At 36.1% G+C, this 17,712-nt stretch carries 11 protein-coding genes; all 11 read left to right on the top strand.

Annotation, left to right across the window (positions count from 1 at the left end; translation table 11 throughout):
* Nucleotides 1-28: 28 nt before the first annotated feature.
* The 11 genes from CJF12_RS14775 to msrA all read left to right on the top strand — a co-directional run bounded on the left by CJF12_RS14775 (nucleotide 29) and on the right by msrA (nucleotide 17,701).
* The gene (locus CJF12_RS14775; RefSeq protein ID WP_034681377.1) at nucleotides 29-1,051 is read left to right on the top strand and encodes a GDP-mannose 4,6-dehydratase; all 1,023 of its coding nucleotides are present in this window, start codon (nucleotides 29-31) and stop codon (nucleotides 1,049-1,051) included.
* 142 nt (nucleotides 1,052-1,193) lie between these two features.
* Nucleotides 1,194-1,415, top strand: a complete 222-nt coding sequence (locus tag CJF12_RS14770; RefSeq protein ID WP_027382805.1) for a DUF2795 domain-containing protein — start codon at nucleotides 1,194-1,196, stop codon at nucleotides 1,413-1,415.
* Between the two features lie 118 nt (nucleotides 1,416-1,533).
* A complete protein-coding gene (gene secA / locus CJF12_RS14765; protein ID WP_034681374.1) occupies nucleotides 1,534-4,605 on the top strand; it encodes a preprotein translocase subunit SecA in 3,072 nt (1,023 codons plus the stop codon).
* 147 nt (nucleotides 4,606-4,752) lie between these two features.
* The gene (locus tag CJF12_RS14760) at nucleotides 4,753-6,969 is read left to right on the top strand and encodes a TonB-dependent siderophore receptor (protein ID WP_034681372.1); all 2,217 of its coding nucleotides are present in this window, start codon (nucleotides 4,753-4,755) and stop codon (nucleotides 6,967-6,969) included.
* A gap of 44 nt (nucleotides 6,970-7,013) precedes the next feature.
* Nucleotides 7,014-9,194 (top strand): TonB-dependent siderophore receptor, encoded by a 2,181-nt coding sequence (locus tag CJF12_RS14755; RefSeq protein ID WP_034681370.1) that lies wholly within the window; start codon nucleotides 7,014-7,016, stop codon nucleotides 9,192-9,194.
* A gap of 44 nt (nucleotides 9,195-9,238) precedes the next feature.
* Nucleotides 9,239-10,441 (top strand): PepSY-associated TM helix domain-containing protein, encoded by a 1,203-nt coding sequence (locus CJF12_RS14750; RefSeq protein WP_034681368.1) that lies wholly within the window; start codon nucleotides 9,239-9,241, stop codon nucleotides 10,439-10,441.
* Nucleotides 10,441-12,558 carry a TonB-dependent receptor gene (locus CJF12_RS14745; protein WP_034681640.1) on the top strand — a complete coding sequence of 706 codons (2,118 nt, stop codon included), beginning with the start codon at nucleotides 10,441-10,443 and terminating at the stop codon, nucleotides 12,556-12,558. Before CJF12_RS14750 ends, CJF12_RS14745 begins: the two co-directional genes overlap by 1 nt.
* A gap of 51 nt (nucleotides 12,559-12,609) precedes the next feature.
* Nucleotides 12,610-13,821 carry a PepSY-associated TM helix domain-containing protein gene (locus CJF12_RS14740; protein WP_034681366.1) on the top strand — a complete coding sequence of 404 codons (1,212 nt, stop codon included), beginning with the start codon at nucleotides 12,610-12,612 and terminating at the stop codon, nucleotides 13,819-13,821.
* An 87-nt stretch (nucleotides 13,822-13,908) separates the two neighbouring features.
* The gene (locus tag CJF12_RS14735; RefSeq protein WP_034681365.1) at nucleotides 13,909-14,880 is read left to right on the top strand and encodes an ROK family protein; all 972 of its coding nucleotides are present in this window, start codon (nucleotides 13,909-13,911) and stop codon (nucleotides 14,878-14,880) included.
* A gap of 209 nt (nucleotides 14,881-15,089) precedes the next feature.
* Nucleotides 15,090-16,943, top strand: coding sequence for an endonuclease (locus CJF12_RS14730; RefSeq protein WP_034681364.1), 1,854 nt, complete (start codon nucleotides 15,090-15,092; stop codon nucleotides 16,941-16,943).
* Nucleotides 16,944-17,140: 197 nt separating this feature from the next.
* A complete protein-coding gene (gene msrA / locus CJF12_RS14725) occupies nucleotides 17,141-17,701 on the top strand; it encodes a peptide-methionine (S)-S-oxide reductase MsrA (protein WP_034681363.1) in 561 nt (186 codons plus the stop codon).
* Nucleotides 17,702-17,712: the final 11 nt, after the last annotated feature.

Here is a 17,712-nt window from a genome sequence, read left to right as displayed (position 1 = left end):
ATATTTTTGTGCTAATAAAAAAACACAGATGACTTATCTTGTAACTGGAGGAAGCGGATTCATTGGTTCTCATTTGATAGAACAACTATTGGAAAATGGACATTCTGTCATAAACATTGACAACTTTGATGATTTCTATGATTATCAAATAAAAATTAAAAATACCCTGGAATCAATTGGAAATACATCTGATTTCAAATTTTCGGGTAAGGAAGAAGACGTCAAAAAATTGATTTCACTTTCAAAATCAAAGAATTATATCCTTTATTATCAGGATATCCGCAACAAAAACACCCTTGAAGAAATATTTAAAACTCATCAGATTGATCTGGTTATCCATCTTGCAGCACTTGCAGGGGTGCGACCATCAATTGAAAGGCCTTTAGAGTATGAAGAAGTCAACGTTCGTGGTACGATGAATCTTTGGGAGCTCTGTAAAGAATTCAATGTCAAAAAGTTCGTTTGTGCTTCTTCCTCAAGTGTTTATGGAAATAACGAAAAAACACCCTTTGCAGAAACAGATAATGTAGACAACCCTATTTCTCCGTATGCAGCCACCAAAAAATGTGGAGAAATTCTCGGACATGTATACCATCAGCTCTACAATATTGATATGATTCAGTTAAGATTTTTCACGGTATACGGACCACGGCAGAGACCTGATTTGGCTATACATAAATTTGTAAAGCTTATTTCAGAAGACCAGGAAATTCCATTTTACGGTGATGGAACTACGGCAAGAGATTATACGTATATCAGCGATATTATTGATGGTATAACCAAGTCTATCAGCTATCTTGAAAACCATTCTGACGTATATGAAGTGCTCAATTTGGGAGAGAGTGAAGTAGTCAGCTTGTCTGAAATGCTTGCCGTAATTGAGAAAGCTCTGGGGAAATCTGCCAATAAAAAAATCCTGCCTATGCAACCCGGCGATGTCCTGAAAACCAATGCAGACATTACAAAAGCCAAGACTTTAATAGACTACAAACCAGTCACAGACTTCCAAAATGGCATAAAAAAATTTGTGGAATGGTTTTTGAGAAAATGACATCAAACAAGTTACTGACAGTAGTTTGAACACAAACTCTGACAAGTGATGAACAAAATTTAATAAAAAGAATTGAAAATCAGGTATAAAAAAGTTTATTATATAACCTAATTTTATACTTTTGCAAAAAAAATAGAAAATTATGTACTGGACATTAGAATTAGCTTCATATTTAAGTGACGCACCTTGGCCAATGACGAAGGCTGAGCTTATTGATTATGCAATCAGAACTGGTGCACCTATGGAAGTAGTAGAAAATCTTCAGGCGATTGAAGATGAAGGAGAAATTTATGATGCCATCGATGAGATTTGGAGTGACTACCCAACAGATGAAGATTATCTTTGGAACGAAGACGAATATTAAAAACTGAGAAAGCTTTAAACGCTGTGTTTAAAGCTTTTTCGGATATATCATAAGCACTGCTAAGGTGTAATAATTAAAATGCTCAAGGCTTAAGTTTTGAGCCTAAATCAAAATTTTTATGAGTTTTTTAAACAAAGTTCTTAAAGGGTTTTTGGGAGACAAGAAAGCGCAGGACCTAAAAGAAGTAAAAAAAGTTGTAACAAAAATCAAAGCTGTTGAACCGACTATTCAGCAATTAACGGATGACGGTTTAAGAGAAAAAACTGCTGAGTTTAAAGATAAAATTAAATCAGCAACAAATTCCATTACAGCACAGATAGAACAAATAAAAGAGCAGATAAAAAACTCAACGAATGTTGACGAAAAAGAAGCTCTTTTCACCAAAATTGAATCTCTTAAAAAAGAATCATACGAAATCGAAGAGAAAGTTCTTCTCCAGGTTCTTCCTGAAGCCTTTGGATTGATCAAGGAAACAGCAAGAAGATGGGCAGAAAACGGAGAGATCCGCGTAACAGCTACTCCAATGGACAGAGAGCTTGCTGCTGCTAAAGATTTTGTAGAAATTCAGGGGGATACAGCAGTTTGGAAAAACTCTTGGGACGCAGCCGGAACTCCAGTAGTTTGGGATATGGTCCATTACGATGTTCAGTTTATCGGAGGGGTTATCCTTCACAGTGGTAAAATTGCCGAAATGGCAACCGGTGAAGGTAAAACTTTGGTAGGAACATTACCTATTTACTTAAATGCACTTCCTGAAAGAGGGGTACACGTGGTTACCGTAAATGACTACCTTGCTAAAAGGGACTCCGCATGGATGGGGCCGCTTTATCAATTCCACGGAATGTCTATCGATTGTATCGATAACCACCAGCCTAACTCAGACGGAAGAAGAAAAGCATACAATTCAGACATTACTTACGGAACCAACAATGAATTCGGTTTCGATTATCTAAGAGATAATATGGTGACTTCACCATCAGAACTGGTACAAAGAGAATTAAACTTTGCTATCGTGGATGAGGTTGACTCTGTATTAGTAGATGATGCCAGAACACCATTGATTATTTCGGGTCCGGTTCCTCAGGGAGACAGACAGGAGTTTGATGTTCTGAAGCCATCGATTGACAGAATCGTTGAAGTACAAAAGAAAACGGTTTCAGTTATTTTTAACGAAGCTAAAAAATTAATCGCTTCAGGAAACACAAAAGAAGGAGGCTTTAAACTTCTTCAGGCTTACAGAGGCCTTCCTAAGAACAGACAATTAATTAAATTTTTATCGGAAAGCGGAAACAGAGCATTACTTCAGAAAGTTGAAGGACAATACATGCAGGACAACAACCGTGACATGCCGATCGTAGATAAAGACTTATATTTTGTAATTGAAGAAAAAAATAATCAGGTTGATCTTACAGACAAAGGAGTAGAATACATGTCTCAAGGAAACTCTGACTCTAATTTCTTCGTTCTTCCGGATATCGGGACTGAAATTGCAGAATTGGAAGCTAAAAACTTATCTAAAGAAGACGAGTTTGAGGCTAAAGAAAAACTATTCTCCGATTTCGCTGAAAAATCTGAACGTGTTCACACGATGAGCCAGCTATTGAAAGCATATACGTTATTTGAAAAAGATGATGAATATGTCGTTATTGATGGAGAGGTAAAAATCGTTGACGAGCAGACAGGACGTATTATGGAAGGACGTCGTTATTCAGACGGTCTTCACCAGGCTATCGAAGCTAAAGAAAATGTAAAAATTGAAGCAGCTACTCAAACATTTGCAACAGTAACGCTTCAGAACTATTTCCGTATGTACAACAAGCTTGCAGGGATGACCGGTACGGCTGAAACGGAAGCAGGTGAGCTTTGGGAAATCTACAAATTAGACGTTGTGGTTATTCCAACCAACCGTCCAATTTTAAGACACGACAGACAAGATTTAGTTTTCAAAACTAACAGAGAAAAATATAACGCAGTTATTGAGGAAATTGAAAAGTTAACTGCAGCAAGAAGACCTGTTCTGGTAGGAACAACTTCTGTTGAAATCTCTCAATTGCTTTCAAAAGCACTTCAATTAAGAAAAATTCCACATCAGGTATTGAACGCTAAACTTCACAAGAAGGAAGCTGAGATTGTTGCCGGAGCAGGACAACCTGGAGTAGTAACTATTGCAACCAACATGGCAGGTCGTGGTACGGATATCAAGCTTTCGAAAGAAGTAAAAGAAGCTGGAGGTTTGGCTATTATCGGTACTGAGAGACATGACTCAAGACGTGTTGACAGACAGCTGAGAGGTAGAGCAGGACGTCAGGGAGATCCGGGAAGTTCACAGTTCTATGTATCTCTTGAAGATAACCTGATGCGTTTATTCGGTTCTGAAAGAATTGCTAAAATGATGGATAGAATGGGTCATAAAGATGGTGAAGTAATTCAGCATTCTATGATCAGCAAATCGATTGAAAGAGCTCAGAAAAAAGTAGAAGAAAATAACTTCGGAATCAGAAAGAGACTTCTTGAGTATGATGATGTAATGAATAAACAGCGTGATGTTATCTATAAAAGAAGAAAGAACGCTCTGTTCGGAGACCACCTGAAGTATGATATTACGAATATGATCTTCGACGTTTCCAACTCTATTGCAGCTAAAGGCAAAGCAAACGGAAGCTTTAAAGATTTTGAGTTTGAAGTAATCAAAAACTTCACGATGGGATCTCCTGTTTCTGAAAGCGATTTCGGTAACAAATCTGTTCAGGATTTAACGAATATCCTTTTCAAAGCAGCTCAGGAAGATTATCAAATGAAGCTGAACTTATTGAAAGAAAAATCATTCCCTATTATTGAGAATGTTTATCAGAACCAAGGTTCAATGTTCAAAATGATTCAGGTTCCATTCTCTGATGGTAACAAAACATTAACTATTGTCACTGATTTGAAAGAGGCTTATGAAACACAGTGTGACAGCCTGATCAATGACTTTGAAAAGAATATTACACTATCCATCATCGATGAGAACTGGAAACTTCACTTACGTGAAATGGATGATTTAAGAAGATCTTCTCAAGGAGCTGTTTACGAACAAAAAGATCCGCTTGTCATTTATAAACAAGAGTCTTTCCACCTATTCAGCGAAATGGTAGATAAAATGAATAAAGAAATTATTTCTTTCTTATACAGAGGAGAAATCCCCGCTTAAGAAATAATTAATATCCTAAAAAAGCCGCATCAAGTATTCTTGATGCGGCTTTTTTGTTATCCCACAAATACATTTATATGACAAAAATCAACTCAATAATTTATTTAGAATAATTAAAAACAATATATTTGCAAAAAAATTGCTTTCATGAAAAATGTACTCATCTGTGCTTCTGTATTAAGTTCTATGTTAACTATCGCACAGAAAAAAGATTCGACCAATACAAAAAGTATTGATGAAGTAATCATGAACACTTATATCAAGAAAGACAGTGATTATTCTAATAAGATGTCTTTGAAAGCAATTGAAGATCCACAGGTTTACTCCTCAATTGATAAAGGAGTTTTAGAAAATCAGTTATTGTTCAACGTCGATGATGCTCTCAGAAATATACCCGGTCTTCAAAAAATGTGGAGTGCAACAAACAGAGCTGGAGATGGAGGTATATTTGTAAACATGAGGGGTTTTGTTGCTGGAAGCTCTTTAAGAAACGGCTTGGTAGCTCCAATTACAACATCAATGGACGCTATAAATATTGAAAAAGTAGAAGTTCTAAAAGGTCCATCAGCAACTTTATTTGGAAGCAATGTTACTTCTTATGGAGGAATAATCAATAGGGTTACAAAAAAACCTTTTGAAAATTTTGGAGGTTCAGTTTCATTAGCAGGAGGAAGTTATAATTATTATAGAGTACAAACAGATGTGAATGCCCCTCTAACAAATGATAAAAAATTATTATTCAGACTAAATACGGCTTACACAAATCAAGGAACTTTCCAGAGGACAGATGCTAAAAATTCATTCTATGCATTCACTCCATCTCTAACCTATCGTCCAACAGAAAATTTAGAGATTAATGCAGAGTTGGAAATGTATGAAACAGATGCTTATCCTGAGACTGCATTTTTCTTTTATTTCCCAAGTTCTCAATTAGGTGCAGATAATATGAATCAACTTGAAAGGTTAGGATATGATTACAAACAAACTTATGCAGGCAATGGGCTTAAAACAACTGCAAAAGCAAGAAATTTTTTCGGGCAAGTCAATTATAAAATCAATAAGCACATAAAATCTTCAACAAATATAAGCACATCATACTCCTACTCAAACGGCTTTAATCCTTATTTTTATTTTGCACCAAAATCTGTAATAAGCGAAAACCCATTAGATACAGAACTAGGAATTGTAAGAGCTGACCAATCTACTAATGGTAGTAAAAAAACATATTTCCAAGTACAACAGAATTTTAATTTTGATTTTAACATTGGAAACATGAGAAATAGAACTGTTGCAGGGTTTGACTATATGAGAGTAAAAGACAATCAATCATTCTTATCGATTGGCGTTTTCGATTGGGTTCCGTTTAAACGTGCAAACTATTCGGATATGAATGGACAAACAGTAGCAGACCGTTATAAGTATTATCAAAATCTTCCAAATTATGATTTTGGAGTAAACAATACCTATATTTCATCAGGTATTGATAATATATATAGCGGTTACATATCTAATGTTTTTACACCAATACATGGACTTAACATTCTTGCTGGCTTACGATACGAAAGTCGTAGTTTCGAAGGAGGGAAAAGAGGACCAAATCTCGCTGATTCTTACACTCAATCTGCATGGTCACCAAAATTAGGTGTAGTTTATCAGATAGTCCCTGAAAAAATATCTGTATTTGGAAATTATCAGAATTCTTTTACTAGTAATGGTTATTACACATCAGATAAAGCAGGAAATATACAACTTTCTGCTCCTGAAAGAGCCAACCAATTTGAGGGTGGTTTCAAAACAAACCTTCTAAGGGGTAAAATTAATACAACCCTCAGTTATTATAATATTAAAGTAAATAATACACTATTGAATACAGGCGAGGTAACAGCATTAGGTCAAGCAGTACAAAACCAGGCTGGCTCTTTAACGAGTCAAGGTGTAGAATTGGAAGCCAATGCTTATCTCATAAAAGGATTTTCATTAATGGCAGGAGTAAGTTATAATGACATGAAGTATACTCAGGCAGATAAGGACGTCGCAGGAAAAAGACCCGCAACAGCATCTTCACCTTGGTTGGTAAACTTTAATGCAAGTTATCAATTTGTCGATGGAAATCTTAAAGGATTAGGGTTCGGTATAGGTGGGAATTATGCTAGCGATAATAAAATCGTAAACTCAGCCTCCATGGGAACTTTTATTCTTCCAAAATACTTTGTAATGAATGCTAATGCATTTTATGATACTAAAAAGTTCAGAATAGGTGTAAAAGTGGACAATTTCACGAATGAACGTTATTGGAATGGCTTCACAACAGCCAATGCTCAACCTTTAGCCAATATTATGGGAAGCGTGACTTACAAATTCTAGCTTTTATACAAAAAAATTTAAACACACACATAAGGATTCTATAAATGAAAAAAGCAATTATTGGAGCTGTTTTACTATCAGCAATAATGACACCTGCACAGAAAAAAGACTCTACAAAATCTAAAGATATTGAAGAAGTTATTGTAAACGGAAAATATTATCAAAAGTATAAATTAAATGAAGTTTCCGGATCATTAAGGGTACAAACTCCTATTCTAGAACTTCCACAAAATGTCCAGTCAATAAGTTCACAGGTCCTTGCAGATCAGATCACTCTGAATATGTCTGAAGGAATCGTCAGAAACGTAAGTGGCGCCAGAAAAGTAGAGCATTGGGATAATGTATATTCTAATGTTTTTATGAGAGGAGCAAGTATTGCTACTTATATGAACGGAATGAATGTATCTTCAACCTGGGGACCAATCAATCCAGATGCATCTATTATTGATAGAATAGAATTTGTGAAAGGACCTGCTGGTTTTATGGGATCCATGGGTGACCCTGCCGGTTTTTACAACATCGTAACAAAAAAGCCAACCGGTAAATTTGCAAACAGTGCCAGATTCACAACAGGTAGCTATAATCTCTTTAGAGGTGAGGCTGATTTAGATGGGGTTCTTGTAAAAAATGGAGTTCTGGATTATCGTTTGAACCTAATGGGAAGCACCAATGGTTCGTGGGTAGAAAATGATAAAACAAAAAAAGTTATTATTTCTCCCTCCCTTACTTTCAGACCAACAAAAACCACTACTTTTACAGCCCAGTATAATTACCAGTTTCTTAAATTTTCACAACCTGGGGCTTATCTGATGTCCAAAGATGGATATGCTTCTTTAGGAGTTCATACTAATTTCAATGATAAAAACTTCAAAGAAACAGAGGTCAAAGATCAAAGTTTATTTTTAAGTCTAGATCAAAAGCTATTTAAAGACTGGATATGGAGCACACAGTATGCTTATATGGACATGAATTATGATGGAGGTTCTTGGTGGGGAACTTTTGATAGTCAAAACAGTAATATATTCAATAGAACACTTAGCAATTGGCAAGCTGTTGGGAAAAATCATATATTCCAAACCTATGTTAGAGGTAGCATAAAAACAGGAAATATTACCCATAAAGTTATTGCCGGATTTGATTACGGGAACAGAAAGTACAATGCAGATTTTTCAGCTTATTCAAGAGTAGTAGATGGTAAAGAAACTGCAATTTATCCTATTAACATTCAAAACGTACAATACGGTGTAGATCCGTCAACTTTACCGCCTTCAGGCTTTTATTCTTTAAATACTGCAGCACCTTTCTACAATGACCAGGGAGTAAAATACACTTCTTATTACGCTCAGGATCAAATAGAAATGTTTAATAATAAACTTCGTGTTACTTTAGCAGGAAGATACACAAGCGGTACTACCTATTCAGCTTATCCTAATCTTGGTCCGGTTGAACCGGACAATGCCGGAGAGTTCACCCCAAGAGTTGGTGTAAGTTATTCAATCAAAGATGATTTCTCGGTATACGGAATCTTTGATAAAACTTTTGTTCCTCAATCAGCTCGACAATACTCTGATGCCGATCCTAGCAAAGGCATCCCTCTTACAACACCTTTCAGAGGTCAGAATTTAGAAGTAGGTGTGAAGAAAGATTGGTTCGGAGGAAAATGGAATTCAACATTCGCTTTATATGAAATAAGAAGAAATAATATCTTCACATCAGATATGTCACATCCAAATCAAGGATTTTCAGTAGCAACAGGAGAGCAAAGAGCAAGAGGATTTGAGGCTGATATAAAAGGACAAATTGCAAGAGGATTAAACATTATTGTTAACTACGCTTATACAGATGCAAAGACAACTAAAGATAGTGACACTCAAAGAATTGGACAGCAATCCCCTGGAAATGCAAAAAATGTTCAGAATACTTGGTTAAGCTACAGATTTGAAAATGGAAGCTTAAAAGGATTTGGTATTTCTGCAGGTTATCAGTATCAGGGAGGAAGACAGTCCTGGTTTGGAACCGGTGCCAAATTGAACCAAAGCTTAGAAGATTATTTTGATACCAATTTTGGAATCTCTTATGTAGCTAAAAAATTCGATATTAATTTATTACTGAATAATGCTTTAAACAGAAAGTTATATAGCGGTTATAGATCTGATGACGGTTCTTATGCATGGATTTACAACGCACCAAGAAACTGGAGACTATCAATAGGATATAAATTTTAAATAACAAAAGTTAACCGGGTATTTATTCGGTTAACTTTTTTATTATGCATAAAAAACATCACCATAAAAAGAAGCCGTCTGCTGTAAAAAAATGGTCTGCCAAACTACATTTGTGGTTTGGTTTATCCGTTGGGATCATCGTGTTTATTGTCTCTCTTTCCGGGACGCTGTATGTTTTTAAGGATGAGATACAGCATGTTCTTCGCAAAGATGCTCTTGAACTCAGGAAAGAAACCGTTAAAGGAAAGCCCCTATCTCTGGAAGTTCTTCGTGAGAAAGTAACGCTAGAACTCAATGAAAAATACCCTATAAGCTCAGTTGAAATTCCATTGGACAAAAAAAAATCTTATGGATTTCTATATTATAAAAAAGATAAAAAGGGATGGAACTACTTTCAGGAAGTCCTTATTAATAAACAGGTGTATGTAAATCCCTATACCGGCGAAATCTTAGCTGTGTATAATGAGAAATATGATTTCTTCACCCTCCTAAAGTACATTCATTGGAGTCTTCTTCTGAAAGCTGACTGGGGAAAATATGTAGTGGGAATCCCAGTCGTTCTTTTTATTATCATGCTGATAACCGGAATTATCTTGTGGTGGCCTCAAAATAAGAAAGCCAGAAAAGGACGCTTCTGGTTCAACTGGAAAAATGTAAAAACCTGGAAACGTAAAAATTATGATCTTCATAATGTTCTGAGCTTTTATGCATCATTTATTGCTTTGTTGTTATGCATCACAGGAATTTATTTTACATATCCGTATGTAAAAAATGTTTTCAATCTTGCTCTTTCAGGTTCTGTAGATTTGCCAAAAGAAAAGGATATCAAATCTCCTGATTCTTTAACAGCAAAGAACAATTCAGTTTTTGATCTTACTATACAGGAAACAAGTAAACGCTATCCGGCTTCTTCAAGCTTCAGAATTCCATTGAACGGAAAAAATAAAAAAGGGAAAGATTTAAATAATATTCCTATTACCGTTTATCAGAAAGAGGGACGATTTAGTGAACGAAACGTCCTGATATTTGATAAATACTCTGGTCAACTATTAGCCAATAAACCTCATCAGAATTTAAACACTGCGGAAAAATATTCAAACGCCAATTATGATATTCACACAGGATCATACTTTGGATTATTCGGGAAAATCATTTGGTTTATCGCCGGACTCATCTGTACTTCACTGCCTGTAACAGGCTTTATGGTATGGTGGGGAAAAAGAAAGAAACAAGGGAAAAAAATATAATGAAAAAAGCTCTTTTATCAATAGCATGTCTGGGATCCGGAACTGCTTTTGCTCAGGTTAAAGACACCTTACAAACCAGAAATGTAGAAGAGGTCGTGTTGACAGCCTCAAGGAAAAAAGAAAACATAAAAGAAATACCAAGTTCTGTTACCATCGTAGGAGAGAAACAGGTTCAGTCTCAATTAACTGTTAATTCGGATATTACAAGTATCCTGCAATATACAGTTCCAAGTTTGGGAACGAGTTCAGGGCAAACGTCCAATGCAGGCCAAACCCTTAGAGGACGACAAGTTCTGGTACTTATCGATGGAGTTCCTCAATCTACCCCCCTAAGAAACGGAGCAAGGGATTTAAGATCCATCGACCCATCCGTTATTGAAAGAATAGAAGTTATCAAAGGCGCTTCTTCGATATACGGAAACGGAGCAGATGGAGGTATTATCAATTATATTACCCGAAGAAATAAATCTGATCAGAAAATTTCCGGAGTTTCTCAAATAGGTATTACAGGTCAACCGTATGGCGGAACTCTGGGTTTTAGAGCCAGTCAGCTTTTATCCGGAAAGATTACCGATAAGTTTGACTATGTAGCATCATTAGCTTACGAAAAAACCGGTTATATGAAAGACGCCGATGGAGTTAACCTTAGCCCAACATACAGTACCTCCAAAATGGATAATTACAACGGAATGTTGAAATTGGGATATAACCTTAATCAGAATCAAAGGATTGAAGCTTCGTACATTGGCTATGCTTCAAAATCAGATCTGGATCTTGGCTTAAAAACGGGCAAATACGGAATTACACCAACGATTGGTGAAGGAAGAGGCAGGAATCTGGAAACGACCCCACAGGGAACACCCAGAAATCATAATTATAAATTAAACTACGACAATAAAAATCTGTTCCATGGGACAGCATTGAATGTAAACCTCTATTATCAGGATTTCAGAACGGTATATGGTTACAGTGATACATTCCTGAACGGTGGTCAGTCTAATGTAATCTCAAAGAAAAAAGGAGCCAGAATCAATCTGGATACCCAATTATGGAATGCCCAAAACTCGCAGGCAGAAATCATTTATGGAGCTGATATACTGAATGATCAGACCGTACAAAAACTGGAAGATGGCCGTTACTGGACTCCGGATATGAATATGACCAATATTGCTCCTTTCGCATTAATTAAAATTGACCTGCTAAAAAAAATAACCATCAAGGGAGGAGTCCGTTATGAAAATATAAAAGTAAAAGTGGGAGATTTCGACACGCTCTCAACAATTAAAAGCGATGGCACTTTTACAAAAAGTATTTTTGTAACCGGTGGAAATCTAAAATATAATGCCTTTGTAGGAAATATTGGTGTCCGTTATAATATTGAAAACTACTTGAATTTATTCGGAAGCTTTTCACAAGCCTACTCTATCAATGAATTAGGAAGGATTTTAAGAACTTCAACACAAGGTACTATAGGAAACCTTGAAACCAAACCGATTATCGTTAACAACTACGAATTTGGAGCAACCGGACAGATTTCAAAATGGATCAATTATGAGATCACTTCCTATGTGAGCACTTCAAAACTAGGAGCTTCCTTTGTTCAAAGCCCGGATCGTGCGTTAATGATTCAAAGATCTCCTGAAGTGGTATATGGTGTCGAGGGGTTTTTACATTTTACTCCAGCTAAATGGATCAATTTCGGAGGCAGCTATAGCTGGATGGAAGGAATAACCTCCATAAAAAATGATGGTGATTATTCTGCAAAAATCAATAACAGCAGAATTTCCGCTCCAAAAGTATTGGCCTACGTACAGGCTAGACCTACTAAAGCTTTATCGATCGGTCTTGATATGCTGCATGCATTTGAACAAAACCGATTTGAGCCTAATGCTAAAACCGGATTATATGTTTACGGGGAAGGAAAAGTACCTGAATACACCGTTTTTAACTTTAGATCAAGTTACGAGGTAAATCAGAGCTGGAAAGTCTCATTAGGAATAGAGAATCTATTTAATAAGATGTATCAACCTTCCATTGCATGGTGGTCCGCCCGGGATAGCGAATTTGTCAACTCATTAGGGATGAGAGGAACTTTCATGATTGAATATAAATTTTAATTAAACTAAATAAAAAGTAAGCATTATCTTTGTCAGACTTTTTATTACGATATGAAGAAAAAACATCATCATAAAAATAAACCGGGATTTTTTAAAAAATGGTCAGCAAAGCTGCACCTCTGGTTTGGATTAGGCATTGGATTTTTAATTTTTATCATCTCTATTACGGGGGCATTATATGTTTTCAAAGATGAAGTTGAAAACTTTACCCGAAAAGATGTCATTTACCATAATGAGCAGAATATCGATCAAAAACAGATTTTACCTATCAGAGTTCTGGAAAAATCGGTTACAGAACAGGTCAAAGAAAAGTATCCTATCCATTGGGTAAATATCCCAATTGATAAGAAAATGTCTTATGTCTTCTACTGGTATGAGCACAATACTACGGGCTGGAATTATTTTGATGAATTTCCCATTTATAAAGCAGCATATGTTAATCCTTACAATGGAAAAGTTCTAAGAATATATGATGAGAAAAACGGATTCTTCAATATCGTAAAAATGATCCATTGGAGCTTCTTGCTGAAACAAGATTGGGGAACCTATGTTGTAGGAATACCTGTTATTATTTTCGTTATCATGCTGATCAGTGGTATTATATTGTGGTGGCCTAAAAATAAAGCAGCCAGAAAACAGCGCTTTTCTTTTAAATGGAAAAACGTTAAAAACTGGAAAAGAAAAAACTATGATCTTCACAATGTGTTAGGATTCTATGCTTCTATCTTTGCACTAATATTTTCTATTACAGGGTTGTTCTATGCCTTCTTCGTTGTGCAGGCTATGATCTACGTCATCTTTTCAGGAGGAAATACAACATTTCCTGATTTCTCACATATCAAAACAAAAGCTCCGATAGAATTAAGAACAGAAACCACCTTAGATAAGATAATCAATACCGTTAAGGAAAAATATCCTGATTCTTTTGGTTTTGCTATCGACCTGGGACACGAGCATATGGATGACCATGAGCATCCTAATTTTGAAGTTTATGTAAAACATCTTTCTTATTCTTACCATAAAAGCAGTAGTTTAATCTTCGATGAAAACTCAGGTGAACTGCTTCATACTCATGATCCTAAAGACAAAAATTTCGGTGAAAAAGTAGTCGGTGCGAATTATGATATCCATGTTGGATCTATTTTAGGACTACCTACGAAGATCATTGCTTTTGTAGTAAGTCTCATATGTGCCTCATTACCAGTGAGTGGATTCCTGATCTGGTGGGGAAGAAGAAAAAAGAAAACCCCAAAAAAGGCTTAAAAACTTTTTTGAATAAATCCTTCGTTAATAATTCATTAATACAATCTTTTTTATAATTTTAACCCTTTAGAATTATAATAGTAGAGAATGTCATTAATAGATTTATCAAAACATGTTGCTCTAGGAATTGATATAGGAGGAACCAATACAAAGTTTGGAGTAGTCAACCACCGTGGGGAAGTCCTTGAAAAAGGAAGACTGAGAACGGATGAGTTTGACAACGTTGAAGACTTTATCGATGCTTTATACGAAAACATCCATCCTTTTATTGAAAAATACGGTGGTGAAAAAAACTTTGATGGGATTGGAGTTGGTGCCCCTAATGGGAACTATTATACCGGAACCATAGAACAGGCTCCTAACCTTCCCTGGAAAGGTGTCGTGCCGCTTGGTGAGCTAATGTCAACCAAATTCAATATGCCGTGTACCATCACCAATGATGCCAATGCTGCAGCGTATGGGGAAATGCTTTTCGGAGCAGCACGCGGAATGAAGGATTTTATCATGATTACTTTAGGAACAGGAGTAGGAAGCGGTATTGTAGCAAGTGGAAAACTAATCTATGGACATGATGGCTTTGCAGGAGAACTGGGACATACAATTGTAAAACCAGGAGGAAGAAAGCACTGGAGCACAGGTTCCGAAGGAAGTTTGGAAGCCTACGCTTCAGCAACAGGAATTGCTATTACAGCCAAGAAAATGAGAGCCGAATTTCCGGAATCTATGCTCAACCAATATCCAGAAGAATCTATTAATTCAAAAACAGTGCATGAATGCGCTCTAAAAGGAGACCCTATCGCTATTGAAGTTTTCAGATATACAGGACAGAAATTAGGGGAAGCATTAGCTAACTTTGTCATGTTCTCTTCACCGGAAGCTATTCTGCTATTTGGAGGAGTGATCAAGGCCGGAGATTTTATCTTAAAACCTGCCAAGCTTCACATGGAAAGAAATCTTCTTTCTATTTTCAGGAATAAAGTAAAACTGGTTTTCAGCGAGCTTAATGAAGCAGACGCCGCCATCCTTGGAGCAAGTGCTTTGGTTTGGGAAAATAAATAAACCCTATTTATAATAATATATTAAGCATCCTATTGGGATGCTTTTTTGATCTTGCCTAATCACATATTCGGGAATTACAATTCTATTATAAAAATATTCTAATCAGTTAAAGATTGTTGCCCCCAACTAATACTCATTGTTAACATTTTGTTTAAATAATAAACTCATTTATCGTATGAGAATAAGGTATTTTTGTCCAAAAATTTTTGATGAAAAATTATTACACCCTTTTTTTATTGGGCTTTAGCACTTTGGTATTTTGCCAGGCTCCAACAAATTATTACGATGGTACACAAGGGCTTACAGGTTACCCCTTAAAAACCAAATTATCTGAAATTATTTCAAACGGCCATCAGGACAAAGGCTACAATGCTATTTGGACAGCTTTTTCTACAACCGACAGAGATGACTTTTACGAAAACGATGGATCTATCCTGGATATGTATTCAGAAAGCCCATCGGGTTCCGATATCTATACCTATCAGCATTCAATAGACCAATGTGGCTCACAAGGTTTTAAAAAAGAAGGAGACTGTTATAACAGGGAGCACATTTTGCCGCAAAGCTTTTTCAATGCTGCGAATCCAATGCGTAATGATATACATTTTGTAACTCCTGTTGATGGTTGGGTTAATACGATGCATTCTAATCTACCTTATGGAGAGGTTTTCGATCCTATCAAAACGTCTATGGCCGGTGCTAAGAGAGGGAACAATACCTTTCCCGGCTACGATGGAACCGTCTTTGAGCCCATCGATGAATTTAAGGGAGACATTGCCAGAATGCTGCTCTATTTTATTACACGTTATGAATCAAGACTTCATACCTTTAATTCTTCGAATACAGACAGCCCTTTTGATGGCTCAAACGACAGAGGATATAAAGAATGGTACATTAATGAATTGATAAGATGGAGTAAGCAAGATCCTGTAAACCAACGAGAGATTAACAGAAATAACGCTGCTTATACTTTTCAGGGTAACAGAAATCCTTTTATTGATCATCCGGAATGGGTAGAAACCATCTGGACCACTACTCTGGTAGAAGATATAACGCCGCCAACTCAGGTTCTCAATATAAAAACAACACATCTATCAACCACCTCAGCCAACATCGAATGGGATGCTTCAACAGATAATGTGGGGGTAATTGGATATATTGTCTATTTGAATGGTCAGGAACAAGGAAAAACCACAGTCAATAATTATTACTTCATGGGGCTTACAGAGGATACTGATTATGAAGTAAAAGTAGTCGCTATAGATGCTATGAGAAATAGATCTACTGACTCTAACATTCTTGCGTTTAAAACTCTAAAAAAGAATACTGAGCCAGGAAATAGTTTATATTTCTCCGAATATATGGAAGGATCAGGTTACAATAAGGCCCTTGAAATTGCTAATAAAACAGGAAATGTTGTAAACCTTGGTGGATATACGGTTAAGGTACAATTCAACGGTACCGGAGACTGGAAAGCAGATCTTCCATTATCCGGAAGCTTGAATAATAATAGCGTGTATGTGATCGGACACAGTAAAATCGCAACGCCTTGTACCCCAGCCCGAATCGACTTATCAACCTCATCAACAACGATGACCTTTAATGGTAACGATGCAATAGGATTATTTCAGGGGGATACATTGGTTGATATTATTGGAACATTTAATGATTCCTCAAATTATGCAGTAGATAAAACATTAAGACGAAATGTAAATGCAGGCAACATCCAATACAATAATTCAGAATGGGATATATTCGCAAAAGATTCTTGTGACGATTTAGGATTAATCAATAATAACAATACTCTTAAAACCCAGGATTCAAAAGCCCCGGCTAATGCTATCACTTTGGTTGAAAATCCAGTAAAAGGAGGAGAGGTAAAATTTAAAGGAACTCAATTAAAGGAGGTGAAAAAAGCGACTGTTTACAATAGCTTAGGAAAAATTGTTTTAAGCATATCCAACCCTTTTACCAATAGTAATTCTATTATATTGAAGAATGAATTACCTGGAGTCTATTTTATAATATTGGACAATACAACTTTCAAATTTTCTATTAGATAAACTTTGTATTGAAAACACTTCAAGTGAATTTTTATTAATATAACAGCTAACACATCATTGAAAAATGGTGTGTTTTGATGTAAAGACAGATGATTCCAACACAAAATGAAAAAGTTTTTCTTATTTTTGATTAGTGCTTTTTCTTATATCCTGTAACAGGTAGAGAATAAAAACACATAATAAAAAATCAACCTAAAATGGATAAAAATAATTTACAACAGATCACTTTCGGTGGCGGATGTTTCTGGTGTGTGGAAAGCTGTTTCAACATGCTGAAAGGTGTAGAATCTGCAATCTCAGGATATTCGGGAGGACATAAAGATCATCCGACTTACGAAGAAGTCTGCACCGGACAAACCGGTCATGCAGAAGTCGTACAGATCACCTATGATCCTGATATTATTTCTTATGAACAATTAATGGATGTTTTCTTCTTCCTCCATGATCCAACCCAACTTAACAGACAGGGAAATGATATCGGAACACAATACCGATCCGTCATTTATTATAAGGATGATGCTGAAAAGCAAAAAGCAGAAGAGGCCATTAAGGTATCTAAAGCTTCAGGAAGATGGAACGGGGAATATGTTACAGAGCTAACAAAATTCGAGAAATTCTGGCCGGCGGAGCAATACCACCAAGGCTATTATAACGAAAATCCTACACAGCCTTATTGTAGCGCCGTTGTAGGCCCTAAAATTCAGAAGTTTAAAAAGCATTTCGGAGAATTAGGAATGTTGAATATAGATTCAGAATAAAATAAAAAGCG

Source organism: Chryseobacterium piperi, from assembly GCF_002285635.2.
Lineage (GTDB): Bacteria > Bacteroidota > Bacteroidia > Flavobacteriales > Weeksellaceae > Chryseobacterium > Chryseobacterium piperi.
Note: the sequence above shows the minus strand (reverse complement) of the source record. Positions and strands in the feature narration are given on the sequence as shown.